At 64.0% G+C, this 15,269-nt stretch carries 14 protein-coding genes; 9 read left to right on the top strand and 5 right to left on the bottom strand.

The window, feature by feature from the left end:
- The first annotated feature begins 56 nt into the window (after nt 1-56).
- The 9 genes from IB262_RS21910 to IB262_RS21950 all read left to right on the top strand — a co-directional run bounded on the left by IB262_RS21910 (nt 57) and on the right by IB262_RS21950 (nt 10,783).
- Nucleotides 57-1,697, top strand: coding sequence for a GumC family protein (locus tag IB262_RS21910; RefSeq protein ID WP_060601525.1), 1,641 nt, complete (start codon nt 57-59; stop codon nt 1,695-1,697).
- A gap of 13 nt (nt 1,698-1,710) precedes the next feature.
- On the top strand, nt 1,711-3,042 hold the full coding sequence (locus IB262_RS21915; RefSeq protein WP_192493777.1) for an O-antigen ligase: 1,332 nt from the start codon (nt 1,711-1,713) through the stop codon (nt 3,040-3,042).
- Nucleotides 3,035-3,805 carry a polysaccharide deacetylase family protein gene (locus tag IB262_RS21920; RefSeq protein WP_060601519.1) on the top strand — a complete coding sequence of 257 codons (771 nt, stop codon included), beginning with the start codon at nt 3,035-3,037 and terminating at the stop codon, nt 3,803-3,805. The genes IB262_RS21915 and IB262_RS21920 overlap by 8 nt, the downstream gene beginning before the upstream one ends.
- An 8-nt stretch (nt 3,806-3,813) precedes the next feature.
- Nucleotides 3,814-5,058: a glycosyltransferase family 4 protein gene (locus tag IB262_RS21925; protein WP_192493778.1), complete on the top strand. Its 1,245-nt coding sequence runs from the start codon at nt 3,814-3,816 to the stop codon at nt 5,056-5,058.
- A gap of 344 nt (nt 5,059-5,402) precedes the next feature.
- Nucleotides 5,403-6,503 carry a glycosyltransferase family 4 protein gene (locus IB262_RS21930; RefSeq protein WP_034799732.1) on the top strand — a complete coding sequence of 367 codons (1,101 nt, stop codon included), beginning with the start codon at nt 5,403-5,405 and terminating at the stop codon, nt 6,501-6,503.
- Between the two features lie 173 nt (nt 6,504-6,676).
- Entirely contained in the window at nt 6,677-7,039 is a 363-nt protein-coding gene (locus IB262_RS21935) for a VanZ family protein (RefSeq protein ID WP_034799228.1), read from the top strand.
- Between the two features lie 77 nt (nt 7,040-7,116).
- Nucleotides 7,117-8,115 carry a glycosyltransferase gene (locus tag IB262_RS21940; RefSeq protein WP_192493779.1) on the top strand — a complete coding sequence of 333 codons (999 nt, stop codon included), beginning with the start codon at nt 7,117-7,119 and terminating at the stop codon, nt 8,113-8,115.
- Nucleotides 8,115-10,280: a hypothetical protein gene (locus IB262_RS21945; RefSeq protein WP_060601574.1), complete on the top strand. Its 2,166-nt coding sequence runs from the start codon at nt 8,115-8,117 to the stop codon at nt 10,278-10,280. The genes IB262_RS21940 and IB262_RS21945 overlap by 1 nt, the downstream gene beginning before the upstream one ends.
- A gap of 83 nt (nt 10,281-10,363) precedes the next feature.
- Nucleotides 10,364-10,783 (top strand): CBS domain-containing protein, encoded by a 420-nt coding sequence (locus IB262_RS21950; protein ID WP_034799235.1) that lies wholly within the window; start codon nt 10,364-10,366, stop codon nt 10,781-10,783.
- A gap of 63 nt (nt 10,784-10,846) precedes the next feature.
- Here the strand turns inward: IB262_RS21950 and IB262_RS21955 are convergent, their stop codons facing one another.
- The 5 genes from IB262_RS21955 to IB262_RS21975 all read right to left on the bottom strand — a co-directional run bounded on the left by IB262_RS21955 (nt 10,847) and on the right by IB262_RS21975 (nt 15,109).
- Nucleotides 10,847-11,554, bottom strand: a complete 708-nt coding sequence (locus IB262_RS21955) for an OmpW family protein (RefSeq protein ID WP_060530260.1) — start codon at nt 11,552-11,554, stop codon at nt 10,847-10,849.
- 192 nt (nt 11,555-11,746) lie between these two features.
- Nucleotides 11,747-12,493: an ABC transporter ATP-binding protein gene (locus IB262_RS21960; protein WP_060586127.1), complete on the bottom strand. Its 747-nt coding sequence runs from the start codon at nt 12,491-12,493 to the stop codon at nt 11,747-11,749.
- Nucleotides 12,487-13,299 carry an ABC transporter ATP-binding protein gene (locus tag IB262_RS21965; protein WP_060530262.1) on the bottom strand — a complete coding sequence of 271 codons (813 nt, stop codon included), beginning with the start codon at nt 13,297-13,299 and terminating at the stop codon, nt 12,487-12,489. Before IB262_RS21965 ends, IB262_RS21960 begins: the two co-directional genes overlap by 7 nt.
- The gene (locus IB262_RS21970; RefSeq protein WP_060521747.1) at nt 13,296-14,147 is read right to left on the bottom strand and encodes an ABC transporter permease; all 852 of its coding nucleotides are present in this window, start codon (nt 14,145-14,147) and stop codon (nt 13,296-13,298) included. The genes IB262_RS21965 and IB262_RS21970 overlap by 4 nt, the downstream gene beginning before the upstream one ends.
- Nucleotides 14,144-15,109, bottom strand: a complete 966-nt coding sequence (locus IB262_RS21975) for an ABC transporter permease (RefSeq protein WP_090295980.1) — start codon at nt 15,107-15,109, stop codon at nt 14,144-14,146. The genes IB262_RS21970 and IB262_RS21975 overlap by 4 nt, the downstream gene beginning before the upstream one ends.
- Nucleotides 15,110-15,269: the final 160 nt, after the last annotated feature.

The following is a 15,269-nucleotide window of genomic DNA, read 5'->3' on the forward strand; positions in this document are numbered from 1 at the left end:
GGCGGCTCGCGGGGTCACGATCTTCGCGTCTTGATGGGCGTGCGTGAGGGATGCTTATGTATAGGCCGGACGAGGCCGGAAAACAGGGGGCCAGCCAACCGGCACGCGAGCAGCGTGCACCGGTCGAAAGAGGCTCGCTGCTCGATCTGCTCTCGTCAGACCTTCACGAAGCGAAGTCTGGCGCTGACGGTTCGGCAACAGACCGGCCCGCCGAAGTCCAGCATCAATCCAGAGATATTCCGAAAGCCTCGCCCCATCCGGCTGACTTGGTACCGCCCGTGTCCAGTGCGGCCGGCGCGCCTCGCGATAGCTATTTTCCCGGGTTGAGCGGCCTCAGCCGGATCGGCGTCGACGATATCATCGGCTGGTTGCGCGACGGGCTCATCTGGATAGTGCTGGCGCTCGTCCTGTGTGTGGGTGCCGCGCTCGCCTATGCGATGACGGCGACGCCCCGCTATACGGTCTACACCGATATCGTCGTCGATCCGTCCAACCTCAATGTCGTCAGCGATGACGTCTTCACCACCAATCCGCAGCGCGATGCGCAGTTGCTGGAAGTGGAAAGCAAGCTGCGTATCCTGACGTCGCGCAATGTGCTGTCGCGGGTGATCACCCAGATGCGCCTCACCGAGGACCCGGAATTCGTGAAGCCCTCGGCCTTCAGTTCGCTGAAGAACCTCTTCTCGACGAAGGCGGAGCAGCAGGCCGGAAACGAGCTTGCTGCCATGCGGGCCTTGTCGGAGCGGGTGGAAGCCCGGCGCGAAGAGCGTTCCTTCGTGGTGGTGATGAAGGTCTGGAGCGAAGAGCCTGCGAAAGCGGTGACGCTGTCGGATGCGATCGTCGCGGCTTTCGAGCAGGAGCTGTTTCAGTCCGCCGCCGAGAGCGCCGGTCGCGTCGCGCAGAGCCTCAACGCCCGGCTCGACGAGTTGCGCCACAACGTCACCGAATCCGAGCGCGCGGTCGAGGATTTCCGCCGCAAGAACGGGCTGCAGTCGACCAATGACGGCCAGCTCGTGAGCAATCAGCTTTCGAACGAACTCAACACCCAGGTTCTCGACGCCCAACAGCGCTTCATCCAGGCCGATACCCGCTACCGGCAGATGAACGACGCGATAACACAGGGGCGGACCGCAAGTGCATCCGAGTTTGAATCCGTCAACATGACGAACCTGCGAGAGCAGTACAACGTGCTGCAGCAGCAGATCGCGTCCATGCAGCGCACCTATGGGGAGCGCCATCCCCGCCTCGTCAATGCGCGCTCGGAGCGTGCGAACCTGGAATCGGCCATGGCCGATGAGGCGCGCCGCATCCTCGATCGCGCCAAGGCGGACATGGACCGGGAGCAGCAGGCCTTTTCGGCCTTGCGCGCCAAGGCGAGCGACGAGAAGTCGAACGTGTTCTCCGACAACGAAGCCCAGGTGCAGCTGCGAGACCTCGAAAGGGACGCGCGCGCCAAGGCTGCCATCTATGAGACCCACCTGGCGCGCGCCCAGCAGATCACCGAACGCCAGCAGATCGACACGACCAATGTTCGCGTGATCTCGCGCGCCTTGCCGCCGAATGCGCGCAGCTGGCCGCCGCGCACCGTGGTTCTGGTTGCCGGCGGCGGTTTCCTGGGGATTATTCTCGGCATATCCCTCGCGCTTGCCCTCGGTCTGTGGAGATACATCCGTCGTCCGCAGCCCCTGGCGCCGTGAGAGGACGGCCATCGTGCCCGATCTCAGCGGCAGCCCGGCCAATTCTGCAGAAACCTTGAGGGTCCGCGTCGGGACCTTCCTGTTCCTGGCCATTTCCATCTACTACTGGATCCCCTTTCATTCCTTCGTCGACCTGACCAAGGAAAGTCTGCTGGAACCGGGCGGCGACAATTCCAGCCGGCTGAACCAGATCGTGGCACTGCTGCTGTTTGCAGGCGCCTCCTGCTACGGTGTGCTGCATCCGATGCGGCGTGGGCTTATGCAGCCGCGGGTGCTGCTTGCGATCCTGCTTTTGTGGGTGCTCTTTGCCTGCCAGGTCTCCGCTCATCCGGCCAACGGCATCAAGGCGATCATCCTGACGACGATGGTTGCGGTCAACGCCAACGTCTATCTGCTGCTGCCGGCCAACGAGCGGCACTTCGCCAAGATGCTGGCGGTCTCGACGCTCATCATGCTCGCGGTTGCCTATTACGGCGTCCTGTTCAAGCCGCTTCTGTCCATTCACCAGGCCAACGAAGTGTTGGAGCCGATGCATGCAGGGCTGTGGCGTGGCCATTTCCGTCACAAGAACGAAGCGGCGGTCGCCATGGTGCTTGCCTCGTTTCTCGGCCTGTACGTCCTGCGCCGGTGGTCGAAGCTTGTCGGCCTGACCATTGTTAGTCTGGCCTTCTTCTTCCTCATCCATACGGGAGGAAAGACCTCGACGGCGATGTTGCCGGGCATTCTGCTTCTGGCGTGGCTCTTCGAACATGTACGCTTGCTGCGCATCCCGATCGCGATCGGCGGTGTGGCCCTGTTCAACCTTTTCGCCGTCGGGTCGGCCGTCTTCCGGCCGCTCGGCGAATTCGTCTCGTCGCTCGGCATCGACGCGACCTTCACGAACCGGGCCGATGTCTGGCGCTTCGCCTTTTCGGTGATCGCCGAACAGCCGTTTATCGGGCGAGGCTTCAAGGCCTTCTGGCAGACCGAGGAAGTGGTGTTCAGCGGCGGCGGCATCGAGACCTGGGCGGTTCGCGCGGCCCATGCGCACAATTCCTATCTCGAGACGCTTCTCGTCATCGGCATTCCGGGGTTGATCCTGACGCTGCTTTGGCTGGTGGTGCTCCCGCTCTATCATATCTCGCGCATTCCACCGGCCCGGCAGCACAGCGACCTCACGCGGCTGTTCCTGCGGATCTGGCTCTATTCGATCTACAGCGCCAGCCTTGAGGCCTTCTTCTTCGATGGTCCGAATGTGCTGTGGTTTACCTTGCTTTTCGCGATTTGCGGTTTGCGCCTGCAGTCCTCGGCAGCGCTTGCATCCGAACCACGCCCGCTTGCACAAAGGATGGTGGCGCATGCCTAGTTTTTCACAGGCTCTGTCGAGGGTCGACGGCCTTGTCGACCGCGTCGCCAACCGGCTGATCTGGCGTCTCGCGTCGAAACCCCGTGATGTCATAACCGACGCGCCGCTCGTGTCCTTCACCTTCGACGACGTGCCGGACACAGCACTTCACAATGGCGCCGCTATTCTCGAACGTCACAGCGTGCGCGGAACGTTCTACATCGCCGGGGGGCTTGCGGGGCGCGTCGAAACGGATCGCACCCTGATCTCGTCCGAGGGCTGCGCGGATCTCGCCTACCGGGGTCACGAGGTCGGCTGCCACACCTATTCCCATAGCAAGATCAGGCGTTTGGGCGGAAGTGGGCTTGCCCGGGATCTCGACCGCAATGCCGCCTATCTCAGGCAAAGCGGCGTCGGCCCGGCCGCGACCAACTTTGCCTTTCCCTACAACGCCGCCTGGCCGCTGGCGCGCCGGGAGTTGGCGCGCCGCTACCGCACCTGCCGCGCGGCCGGCGAGGGCATCAACCGCACGGCCGTCGATCCGCTGATGCTGAAGGCCGTCGAGATCCGGCAGCCGGAGACGGACGCGCAGGCGCTCACGGGCTGGATCGACGATGTCGTCGATCGGCCTGGCTGGCTCGTGTTTTTCACCCACGACATCGCCGCGCGCCCGACGCCCTATGGCTGCACGCCCGAGACCTTCGAGAACCTGGTTCGCTACGCGGTTGAGAAGGGCTGTGTCGTGTTGCCGGTCGAGCAGGCGCTCGACAGGCTCGGCTGGTAGGAGGACGCATGTCGCGGCAGGGAAACGGCGGCAACAGGCTGCTCGCCATCAACAATTACTTCTATCGCCGTGGCGGCGCGGAGGCGGTCTTTTTCCACCACATGAAGATGTTCTCGGACATCGGCTGGGACGTGGTGCCCTTCGCCATGCAGCACGAGGATAACGAAGCCTCGCCATGGTCCGAGTATTTCGTCTCCGAGATCGAGTATGGTCGGCGTACCAACCTCCTGCGCAAGGTGGTACAGGCGGCGAGCGTCATCTACTCGCGCGAAGCGCAGAAGAACGTCAGCCGGCTGATCGAGCGCGCTCGGCCCTCCGTCGCCCATGCGCACAACGTCTACCATCATCTTTCGCCCGCGATCTTCTCGACGCTGAAGGCGGCCGGCATTCCGGTCGTCATGACCGCCCACGATCTGAAGCTCGCATGTCCCTCCTACAAGATGCTGCGTGACGGTGCCGTCTGCGAGGACTGTCGCGGCGGGCATATCTACAACGTCTTGCGTCATCGCTGCATCAAGGGGGAGACGACGCTGAGCGCGGTCGTGCTCGCTGAAACCATGGTCCACCGTGCGCTCGGTCTCTACCGCAACAAGGTGGACCGCATCGTCGTGCCGAGCAAATTCTATGTCGAGAAGCTGGTCGAGTGGGGCTGGCCGCGCGAACAGATGGTCCATATCCCGAACTTCGTCGATGTCGACGTCTATTCGGCCGACTGGGTCGAGGGCGACTATTTCGTCTTTGCCGGACGCCTGGCCCCGGAGAAGGGGTTGGCGACGCTGATCCGCGCGGCGGCCACATCGGGCCAACGGCTGGTGATCGCCGGAACCGGCCCCGAGGAAGCGATGCTGCGCCAGTTGGTTGCGCAAACCGGCGCCGACGTGACCTTTGCCGGCTATCTCTCAGGCCAGTCCCTGCATCGTCTGATCGGAGAATCCCGGGCGCTGGTTCTGCCTTCCGAATGGTACGAGAACGCGCCGATCAGCGTGCTTGAAGCCTATGCTTTGGGGCGACCGGTAATCGGCGCCTCGATCGGCGGCATTCCTGAAATGATCCGCGAGGGTGAGACGGGCATGACCGCGATTTCGGGCGATGCCGATGATCTCGCCCGCGTGCTCTCGACGATGGCCGGTCTGCCAGTTGCCGAACGCGCTGCGATGGGTGCTTCGGGTCGACACTGGATCGCGAGTGAGTTCTCCGCGGCCGCCTATCGTGAAAGAACGGTCGACCTCTACTCCAGGCTGGGAGCGGTCTGATCTCGTCCGGCATTAACGTTACGATACAATTTGTAGTAACCTGGGCTCGCCCTATGGTTTTCGGTCATTTATATAAGGGGTGAATGAAATATCTTGGCGATGATTAAGTATATCGCCCTAGTAAACGGAACGGGCAACCTTCGAGGCGACACATGAGCAGAAAGCCTGATGTTTCGCGAAGTCATCGCCAGCAACAGCCGGTGATTGCGCAGGAGATGGTGCAGACCGGACTGTCGGACGGAGCCGGCCGGCTGCCTCGGCATGGCGCCGCGCTCGCAGGCCGGCAGCATGGCCATCCCGTTCAGAGCGGCGCGCTGGCCGCGCGCGGCGAGCGCAAGCGCGTGATGATGCTGGGCTTGCGCGGCATCCCCAACGTTCAGGGCGGCGTCGAGAAGCACGTCGAAATGCTGGCGAGCAAGCTGCTCGGATACGGCTGGGACGTCGAGGTGGTCGGACGTCGTCGCTATCTGGAGGATCGTAACGCCTACGCCTGGAACGGCGTCGACGTCGTCCCTCTCTGGGCACCGCGCCGCATGGCGTTGGAAGCCATTGTACATACCTTCCTCGGTGTCTGGCTCGCCGCCTGGCGGCGCCCGGATGTCCTGCACATTCATGCCATCGGCCCCGCGCTGATGACGCCGCTTGCGCGCATGCTTGGGCTCAAGGTCGTGGTGACCCACCATGGCTACGACTATGACCGGCAGAAATGGGGCGGTTTCGCCAGGCGCACGCTGAAGCTCGGAGAGCGCCTCGGCATGCGGTTCTCGAACGGACGTGTGGCGATCTCGAAGGACATCGCCGAGACGATGCATGCCCGGCACCATGTCTCCATGACGCTGGTCCCGAACGGCGTCCAGGTCACTCCGCCGACCGGCGAGGCCGGCATTCTCGCGGAGTTCGGCCTGGAACGGCGGCGCTATATCCTGCTCGCTGCCCGGCTGGTTCCGGAAAAGCGACAGCTCGATCTCATCCGCGCTTTTGCCAAGTGCGACTTGGCCGATACGAAGCTCGTTCTTGCCGGCGGCGCTGAATTCGAAACGCCCTACGTCAAGGAGGTGAGGGCGCTTGCGCGCGACGTGCCGGGCGTCGTGCTCACCGGCTTTCAGACAGGCGACAGGCTGGCGGAACTCTTCGACAATGCCGCCCTTTTCGTGTTGCCGTCCAGCCACGAAGGCATGCCGATTGCGCTGCTTGAGGCGATGGCCTACGGGCTGCCGGTCCTTGCAAGCGATATCGTCGCCAATCAGGAGATGGAGCTTGCGCCCGACGAGTATTTCCCGTTGGGCGACATCGACGCGTTGGCGTCCGGTATCGTGGAAAAACTCGCAGCCCCGCTCAGCGACGAGGAGGTGCGCGAGCGTGCGGCGCACGCGGAAGCCGCCTATAGCTGGACAAATGTGGCACAAAGGACCGCGGCGGTGTATAGCGCGTTGCTGGCGAAATAGCCGGACGTTCGCGTCCGCCGTGTCGCCGGCCGGAGCTTGCCCCGTGCGTTCACCACGCACCGCTCTCCTCAAAAATGCGACCGCGCCCCCGCAACGCGATGAACGCGCAGGCGCCGTCGCCGATCGTTCGATGATTGCCGTGCCTCGCACGCCTCCTGGAAGACAAGCCGACAATGACTATCAAACGCGCCGCCAGCCTCTTCGCATGGATCCTCTTTGCCGTGATCGCCTATTCGACGATGTCGCCGCTCGACCTGCGGCCCCGCATCGGGCACCTGGTCCATCTCGAACGGTTCGGTGCCTTCGGCCTGCTGGGCCTGCTGTTCGCGATCGCCTATCCGAGGCGGCTGGGGCTCGTGCTGGTTCTGGTCTTTGCGACGGCCATCGGCTTCGAGCTGCTGCAGATGGTTTCGGCCGATCGCCACGCACGCGTAACGGATGTGATGGTCAAGCTTCTTGGCGGCGCCTGCGGCGTCTTTGGCGGCTGGTTCCTTCATCGCTTTCGCTTGCCGCTGCTGCGACTGCTGGGGCGGTAAACCAAAACGCAAAATATCGCCGATAAGATCGGCGGCAACCGGAGCAGGCCTGCGCTCCGTCGAGACTGGGGGATCGCGTGGCAGTATCCGTCATCATCAAGACGCTGAACGAAGAAAAGCGCATCGCCGCGACCATTGAAAGCGCGCTGAAGGCGCTCGAAACCGTTGGCGGCGAGGTCATCGTCGCCGACAGCGGCTCCAGGGACAGGACGGTGAAGATCGCCTCGCGCTATCCGGTCGTGATTGCACAGATCAGCCCGCCGGCACTTCCGAGCTGCGGCATCGGCCCGCAACTCGGCTTCCAATACTCGCGCCACGCGCATATCTGCCTGCTCGATGGCGACATGTTGCTGGACGACGATTTCCTCGAAGTGGCGGAAGCGTTCCTCGCCGACGACCCCGATGTGGCTGGTGTCACCGGCCATGTCCAGGAGATGCTGACCTCAAACCTTGAATTTTCCCGCCGGGTCACACGCAATTCCCCAGAAAACCGGATCGGCGCGATCGACCGCATGAATGGCGGCGGCCTCTATCGCCGGGTGGCGATCGAGGCGGTCGGTTACCTGTCGGACCGTAATCTGCACGGTTATGAGGAGTTCGACCTCGGCATCCGGCTCAGAAGTGCCGGCTTTAAGCTGCATCGCCTCGACCGACGCTTCGTCCAGCATTTCGGACACACCGACAATTCCTATCGCCTACTCGTACGCCGCTGGAAGAGCAAGTATCTGTTCGGCATCGGAGAACTGCTGCGCGCCTCGCTCGGCCAGCCCTATTTCCTCCAGCTCATCAGAGAGCTGCCGGAGCTCAAGCTTTGGGCGCTGGTCTATCTCTGGTGGGCGGCGTCGCTTGCGATCCTGCTCTTCGTGCCCGACAAACTCCTTGCGCTCGGCATCGTTCTTGCGATCCTTGCCGGCGTGGTCGGACTGATGAGCCTGCGCAAAGGCGGTTTCAGCATGGGGCTTTATACCGTCGTCGCCTGGTTCTTCCATGCAGCGGCGCTGCCGGTCGGCTTCTTCCGGGCGCGCCGAAAGCCTGACGCGCCGATCGAAAGCAAGCTGCTCGGGGCCCCGGCATGATGCGGCGGCCATTGCTGGTAGCCGCGGCAGCGCTTGCTGCTGTCTGCTCGCCGGCGCAGGCATCGGACCAGTGGCTTGCCGTGCGGGAAATTTCCCTCGAGTTCGAGGCTGGCAGCCCTCTCGATTTTTCGTCTTTCCTGCCGAACGGCACGATCGATGCGGATCACCGCCTGGTCGCCGGTGCCGGCGGGCGGCTTGCCTTCGCGAAGTCGCCGGACAAGCCGGAGCGCATGCTCTGCGCATCGCTTGCCTGGAGCCCAGCCTCCGGCGGGTTTCCAGATCACGAAACGGCTGACCGCTACGCCCGACAGCTGGCGATGCGCGGCTACAATCTCGCCCGGCTGCATTTCGTTGATGGCAGCCTGATGTTCGGCCGGGACCGCGACTTCGATTTCGACCCCGAGACGCTCGACCGTGTCCACTACCTGCTGGCGGCGCTGAAGAAGAACGGCATCTACTGGATGATGGACGGCCTCTCGTCGCTGCGCGGCGTTTATGGCGGTTTTGACGATCGCTGGGACGATGGCGGTAACCTCAAGCTCGAGCTGTTTGTCGACGAGCGGGCGTTCGACCACTGGAAGCGCATGCAGGAGATGATCCTCGGGCGCGTGAACCCCTACACGGGCGTGGCGCCAATCCGCGACGATGCGCTGGCGGTCGTCATTCTCGCCAACGAGAACGGCATGGAGTTCGACACCGTCGTGCACGATCGGCCGGGCAAGCCGCCCTATGATCCGCAGCTTGCCAAGCCGTTCAACGTGTGGCTCGCCAAACGCTACGGATCGACCGAGGCGCTCGCCAAGGCGTGGCCTGACCTCCGCCCGGACGAGACGATCGAGGCGAGATCCGTGGCGCTGCCGGCGGACCGCTACGTCCCTGCTCCGCGGCTGCGCGACCTGCAGGCCTTCTTCACCGAGACGGAAGAGGCCACGACCGCGCGCATGAGCGAGGTGCTCCGCAGGCTCGGCTACCGCGGCTTGATCAGCAACTACAACAACTGGCCGACGGTGCAGGCGTCGCTCAGCCGCCGCGGCCTCGAAGCCGTGACCATGAATACATATCACGACTGGGTCAGCGGCTACGCCCCGGGAAGCAAGACGACGCAGGTCAGCTCGATCGCCGACGGTGTTAACTATATCCGCATGATCGCGGCAACGCGCTGGCTCGACCGGCCGTTCCTCGTCAGCGAATATGATCATCTGTTCTGGAACCGCTACCGCTACGAGGCCGGGCTGGCGATGCCGGCCTATGCGGCGCTGCAAGGCTGGGACGCGCTTTGCCGACATGGCCATGGCCCGATCGTTCTTTCCTACGGCGAGCCGTTCCCGCACAAGAAGGCGATGCTGCCTTATGCCATCGCGCTCGATCCCGTCGCGCGCGCCGGCGAGACGCTGTCGGCGCTTCTCTACCGCCGCGGCGACGTGGCGACCTCAGCCGTCACCGTCCCGTTTGCGGTACGTGGCGAGGAGGATCTTTCCGACGACATGCAGGCCCGCGAACCGGAACGCCTGACGGACCTGGCGTTGGTCGGGCGGATCGGTCTTGAAGACGTGAACCGGCTCGGCGATGTGCCGGCGGTGAAGCAACCGCGCCAGCAAGACAGCGAAGGGATACTCGGCAGCCTGCGCCAAAGCGGCGCGCTTTCTGATGAAAACGGTACCAGCATCGATACCGGCATTTACCAGAGCAGCACCGGCGAGATCCTGTTGAACCGCTTTGCCGGACAATTGCGCGTCGTCACCGACAAAACGGAGGCAGCCGCCTTCTCGACGCTGCGAGAGCCGATCGATCTTGGCCTGCTCAGGGTCGAGCGGGCCGATGGCAATGGGCTCGTTGCGCTCTCGGCGCTCGATGCGGATGGAGGGCTCGCAAGGGGCCGGCGCCTACTGCTGATCTTTGCGACGGATGCACAAAACACCGGCATGGCGTTTCGCGACACCGAGGAGAAGGTGATCGAGGACTTTGGGCGGCTGCCGGTTCGGGTGCGTGAAGGCTATGTCGATCTGACGTTGGCGCGAACCGCAAAGAACTGGAGCGTTTCGCCCGTGGGCCTCGACGGCAAGGTGCATGCGCCGGTAGCGCAAGGCACGGGCGACGTCGCCTTCCGGCTCTCCAACAATGGGCCCTTCGGCCCAACCACCTATTTCCTCCTCGAACTGCGGTAAGGAGTGGCGCGGAACATCGCTGGATCAATGAATGGCCACGATGTCGGTCTATGCTTCGCCCCTTTCACGTACAGGAGGTTGAGATGAGAATATCGGAAGCCATGCATCCCGGCGCTCGCTGGATCTCTCCCGAAACCGATCTGAAGACAATCGCGCGTATCATGCGCGACGAGGACATCGGTGCGCTGCCGGTCGGCGAAAACGACCGCCTGATCGGCATGGTCACGGACCGCGACATTGCCTTGCGCGCCTTTGCCAACGGGCGGGACCCGGCGTCGATGACGGCGCGGGACGTGATGACGAGGGATATCGTCTATTGCCGCACGGACGAGACGATCGAACATGCCGTTCATCTGATGGAGGCGAAGCAGGTGCGGCGTCTGCCGGTGATCGACCAGGACAAGCGCATGGTCGGTATGCTGTCGCTGGGGGACGTCTCCCATGCGGGCAGCCAGCAATTGTCGGGCGAACTCGCCAGAGCCGTCACGGCCCACCACGTCTAAGGTCGGGCTCTACAGGGTGCGGCGCCTTTAAGAGGGCGCCGCAAGCCGTTTCGTTTGGGGTCATCAGAACCGGTAGCTGATACCGGTGCCGATGAGCCACGGATCGAGCTTGACCTTGCCGCTGACAGCACCGGCGCCGGGCAGGGTGGCGTTGACCTCCGGTTCCAGGAACAGCTTCTTCACGTCGAAGTTCAGGCCCCAGTGGTCGTCGAGCTTGATGTCGACGCCCGCCTGCAGCGCCACGCCAAAGGTGTTCTTCAGGTTGAAGCTGGAGAAATCGCCGCGGGGCTTCTCGTTGTAGAACATCGTGTAGTTCACGCCTGCGCCGACATAGGGCTTGATCTCGTCGGTGACGTTGAAGTGGTACTGTAGCGTGAGCGTCGGTGGCAGCAGCCAGGCCTTGCCGATCTCGCCGAGGCCGGCGATCGAGCCGCTGCCGCGTGCCGTGTGTGGCGTCGTGCCGAGGATCAGTTCGGCGGCGATGTTGTCGGTGAAGAAATAGGTGATGTCGAGTTCCGGCACCACGGAATTGCTGACGCCGACCTTTTCGCCGTCGAGCGCGCTGCCGTTGAGATAGAGCGTGCCCTTGTCGTCAGGCAGGACAGCCAGTGCGCGGCCGCGGATCATCCACGGGCCTGGCTCGCTTGCGAGAGGCATTTCCGGTGCCGCGACCGCGCCCGGCTCGGAGAGATCTGCCGCCGTCGCGAGCGCGAGCGGCGCCGCAAGCGCGGCGAAAAGGACGGCAGATGGCAGAATGGCGCGAGTAGGCATGATTTTCCGGACCCCCAGAAGAAGTTGAACATCGCCGGTCAGGGCGTTAGCGGCAGGGATTCTGCGGCCGACGGCACTATGCTCAACAGGGCGTCTCAGCGGTTGTCTTGGATCAATGCGCGCGCGAATCACCAAGCCCTTGGGGATAAAGGTGGATTCGGCTGAAGATGCGATATCCGCGCCAATCCCCTGTCAGGCGGGCATGCGCGGAATGCTGGCAAGAAGACGCTGTGTGTATGGGTGCTTCGGGGCGGCCAAAATGTCGCGGGTCTTGCCGCTTTCGACCACCTTGCCGCGCTCCAGAATGACCATCTCCTCGCAGAGGGCCGCGACGACGCCGAGATCGTGCGAGACGAAAACCAGCGTCAGCTTCTCAGCGAGTGTCTTGAACAGCTCGACGATGCGGATGCGGGTGGAAAGGTCGAGCGCGCTGACCGCCTCGTCGGCGAGTACGATCTGCGGTCGCGCGACGATGGCGCGGGCAATGGCGATGCGCTGGCGCTGGCCGCCGGAAAACTCGTGCGGGTAGCGGTGGAGTGCATCGGCAGGAAGCCCGACCGCTTCGAGCGCCGCGGTGACCGCCTGCGTCCGGTCACCCGGGATCCGCAGCGACCGCAGCGGCTCGCAGATAATGTCGATCACTCGCTGGCGCGGGTCGAGAGAGGAATAGGGGTCCTGGAAAACCGGCTGCACGGCACGACGATAGCGCTGCATGAAGGCGCTGCTGCCGGTGTCGAGGATCTCCTCGCCGAAGCGAATGCTACCGCTCGTCGGGCGAATGAGCCCGAGCATCAGTCGCAGCAGCGTCGTCTTGCCCGATCCGGATTCGCCGACGAGACCGACGCTCACTCCCGGTCGCACCGATATCGAGACGTTGTCGAGGGTGGTCTGCTGGCGGGAATAGCCGAAGCTGACGTTTTGAAGATCGAGCATCATGATCCGGTTGCTCCCAGCGCTTCGTCGAAGAGACGGGCGGCCTCGACCAGCGTCCTGGTATAGTCGTGCTGCGGCTTGCCGAAGACCGAGCCGACCAGTCCCTCCTCGACAGCGATACCGTTCTTCAGCACGAGGACGCGCTCCACCACCTGGGCAACCACGGGCAGGTCGTGGCTGATGAACAGAAGCGCCATGCCGGTCTCGCGCACCAGCTGGTCCAGCAGCTTCAGGATCTCCGCCTGGGTCGTGACGTCGAGCGCGGTCGTCGGCTCGTCGGCAATCAGGAGCTTCGGGCGGCAGGCGAGCGCCATGGCGATGGCGACGCGCTGGCGCTGGCCGCCGGACACTTCGTGCGGGTAGGAATTGATGATGCGGTCGGGCTGCGGCAACGCCACCTTGTCGATGAGGTCGCGGACTTCGCGTTGGACCGCCTCCTTCGTTGCCTTGCCGCCGTCCCGTTCCAGACGCCGGCGAACGGGCTCGGCGATCTGTCGGCCAATCTTCATCAGCGGATCGAGCGCGGTCAGCGGCTCCTGGAAGACGACCGCTGCGGCCACGCCGCGCAGCCGGTTCATCACCCGATCTGTGGCGCCGACCACCTGTTGCCCGTCGAGCGTGATCGAGCCGGCGACAGTGATCGACGGCGGCAGCAGGCCGGTCGCTGCCATTGCCGTCATCGATTTGCCGGAACCGGACTCACCGATCAGGCCGATGCGTTCGCCGGGCCGGATTGAGAGGGAAAGGTCAGAGACCAGCGGCTTGTCGCCGGCGCGGATGTCGAGACCCTTGATGTCGAGAAGCGGCGTCATCGCGATCTCCCCCGTGTCGGATCGGCGATATCGCGCAGGCCGTCGGCTAGGAGGTTCATGCCGATGACGAGTGCGACGAGGGCGATGCCCGGCGCGATCGCGCCGATCGGCGCCGTATAGACGGTCCCTTGCGCTTCCTGCAGTAGCCGTCCCCAGGAGGCGTTCGGGGGCGGCGCACCGAGCCCGAGATAGGAGAGCGACGCCTCGGCGATAACGGCCAGGCCGAACTGCAGGGCGAAGTTGACCGAGAGTGTCGGCCAGATGTTGGGAAGCACATGGCGGAAGACGACTCCGGCCCAGGAGGTTCCCGATGTGCGCGAGGCGACGATGTAATCCTGCCGCAGCACCCGCTTGGCAAGGATGCGGGTCAGCCGCGCGACGATCGCCGAGATGGCAAGCCCGAGTGCCAGGATCGCCGACCAGAGACTGGCGCTGTCGCTTGCCGCCACCACCAGCATGGCAAGCAGCAGGGTCGGAAAGGCGATCAGGATATCGAGCGTCGCGGCCATCACGTCGTCGGCAAGGCGCGTGGCGAAGGCTGCGAGAACGCCGAGGCTGACGCCGATCGCAGCCCCGATCACAACCGCACCGGTGCCGACCAGCAGCGCTGTGCGAGCGCCGATCATCAGCTGGGTAAGCAGGTCGCGGCCCAAGCGGTCAGTGCCGAGCCAGTGCAAAAGCGACGGCGCTTCCAGTCGTCCGCCTGAGGCGTTCAATGGATCATAGGGCGTCCAGAAGAGCGTCAGTACCGCAACGGCGACGTTGAGGCCGACGAGCGCAAGGCCGACGGTAAGCGCCAGCGAGCGCCGGCGTTTCGGCGCAGAAACGGATGTACCGATCGAGGTCATGCGTTGCCTCCGACGGCCCGTTCGCGCAGGCGTGGATCGATCAGCCGTTGGGTGAGGTCGGCGGCAAAGCCGATCAGCAGCACCAGCAGGGTGGAGATGAACAGCACGCCCTGAACGTTCGGATAGTCGCGCTGCTCGATCGCAAGCAGCAGCATCGAGCCAAGGCCTGGCAGCGCGAAGACGCGCTCGACGACGACCGCGCCGAGCAAGGTCGTCGCAAGCTCGATGCCGAGGATGGAAACGATCGGCACGGCGCCATTGCGGATGCCGTGGCGAATGAGCGCTTCGGGGAAGCTGGCGCCGAGGGCGCGCGCCGTTCGCAAGTAATCGCTACCGAGAACGTCCTGCGTCGCCGAGCGCACATAGCGCAGCAGTGACGCGCCCATGACGAGGCCGATCGTCATGACGGGCAGGGCGAGCGCATAGAGCACCTGCCCCTCATTCTGCCAGCCGCGGCGGGGAAAGCCGCCCGAAGGGAACAGCCGGAAGGTGACGGCGAACAGCGTGACCAGCAGAATGCCGACCCAGAAGACGGGGATGGCGATGCCGAGCTGCGAAACTGTCGAGATCAGTCCGCCATACCAGCGATCGGCCTTGACGGCCGAGAGGATGCCGAGCGGAACGGCGATCAGGATAGCGAGCACAAAACCCATCAGCGCCAACGGCACGGTGACCGTCAACCGCGCGGCGATCTCCTCGATCACCGGCTTGCCGCTGACGAAGGACGTGCCGAGATCGAAGCGGGCGAGGCTGCCGGCAAAGCGCAGAAACTGCTGCCAGAGCGGCAGGTTCGAGCCGACCTGTTCGCGCGCCTTCTCGATCTGCACGGCATCGGCGCCGACGGAGAGAAGCGCATTGGCGGGGTCGCCCGGCAAAAGGCGCAACAGCACGAACAGCACCACCGCTGCGATCAGCAGCGACAGAAGCAGAATGGCAAAGCGGCGGACGAGATAGGTGAGAATGGCTGCATTCCTTTCTTCTCACGGGATCCGTGATCAGAGAGCTGGCTTTTGCACCAAAAAGAAGAGGGAGGCTAGAGCGTCTCTCGTCTTTGGGAGTGCCTGTGGAAGGCCTGAGAGGTGCTCGGACGAATTGGCGCGAAACGCAATCAGCCCCCGGAAC

Origin of the sequence: Ensifer sp. ENS02, from assembly GCF_014851885.1 — a bacterium.
Taxonomy (GTDB): Bacteria; Pseudomonadota; Alphaproteobacteria; order Rhizobiales; family Rhizobiaceae; genus Ensifer; species Ensifer adhaerens.

Bases quoted from the DNA above. Each gene is read 5' to 3' on its own strand.
- IB262_RS21910 (WP_060601525.1), top strand. From the start codon at position 57: ATGTATAGGCCGGACGAGGCCGGAAAACAGGGGGCCAGCCAACCGGCA.
- IB262_RS21920 (WP_060601519.1), top strand. From the start codon at position 3,035: ATGCCTAGTTTTTCACAGGCTCTGTCGAGGGTCGACGGCCTTGTCGAC.
- IB262_RS21925 (WP_192493778.1), top strand. From the start codon at position 3,814: ATGTCGCGGCAGGGAAACGGCGGCAACAGGCTGCTCGCCATCAACAAT.
- IB262_RS21930 (WP_034799732.1), top strand. From the start codon at position 5,403: ATGATGCTGGGCTTGCGCGGCATCCCCAACGTTCAGGGCGGCGTCGAG.
- IB262_RS21935 (WP_034799228.1), top strand. From the start codon at position 6,677: ATGACTATCAAACGCGCCGCCAGCCTCTTCGCATGGATCCTCTTTGCC.
- IB262_RS21945 (WP_060601574.1), top strand. From the start codon at position 8,115: ATGCGGCGGCCATTGCTGGTAGCCGCGGCAGCGCTTGCTGCTGTCTGC.
- IB262_RS21950 (WP_034799235.1), top strand. From the start codon at position 10,364: ATGAGAATATCGGAAGCCATGCATCCCGGCGCTCGCTGGATCTCTCCC.
- IB262_RS21955 (WP_060530260.1), bottom strand. From the start codon at position 11,554: ATGCCTACTCGCGCCATTCTGCCATCTGCCGTCCTTTTCGCCGCGCTT.
- IB262_RS21965 (WP_060530262.1), bottom strand. From the start codon at position 13,299: ATGACGCCGCTTCTCGACATCAAGGGTCTCGACATCCGCGCCGGCGAC.
- IB262_RS21970 (WP_060521747.1), bottom strand. From the start codon at position 14,147: ATGACCTCGATCGGTACATCCGTTTCTGCGCCGAAACGCCGGCGCTCG.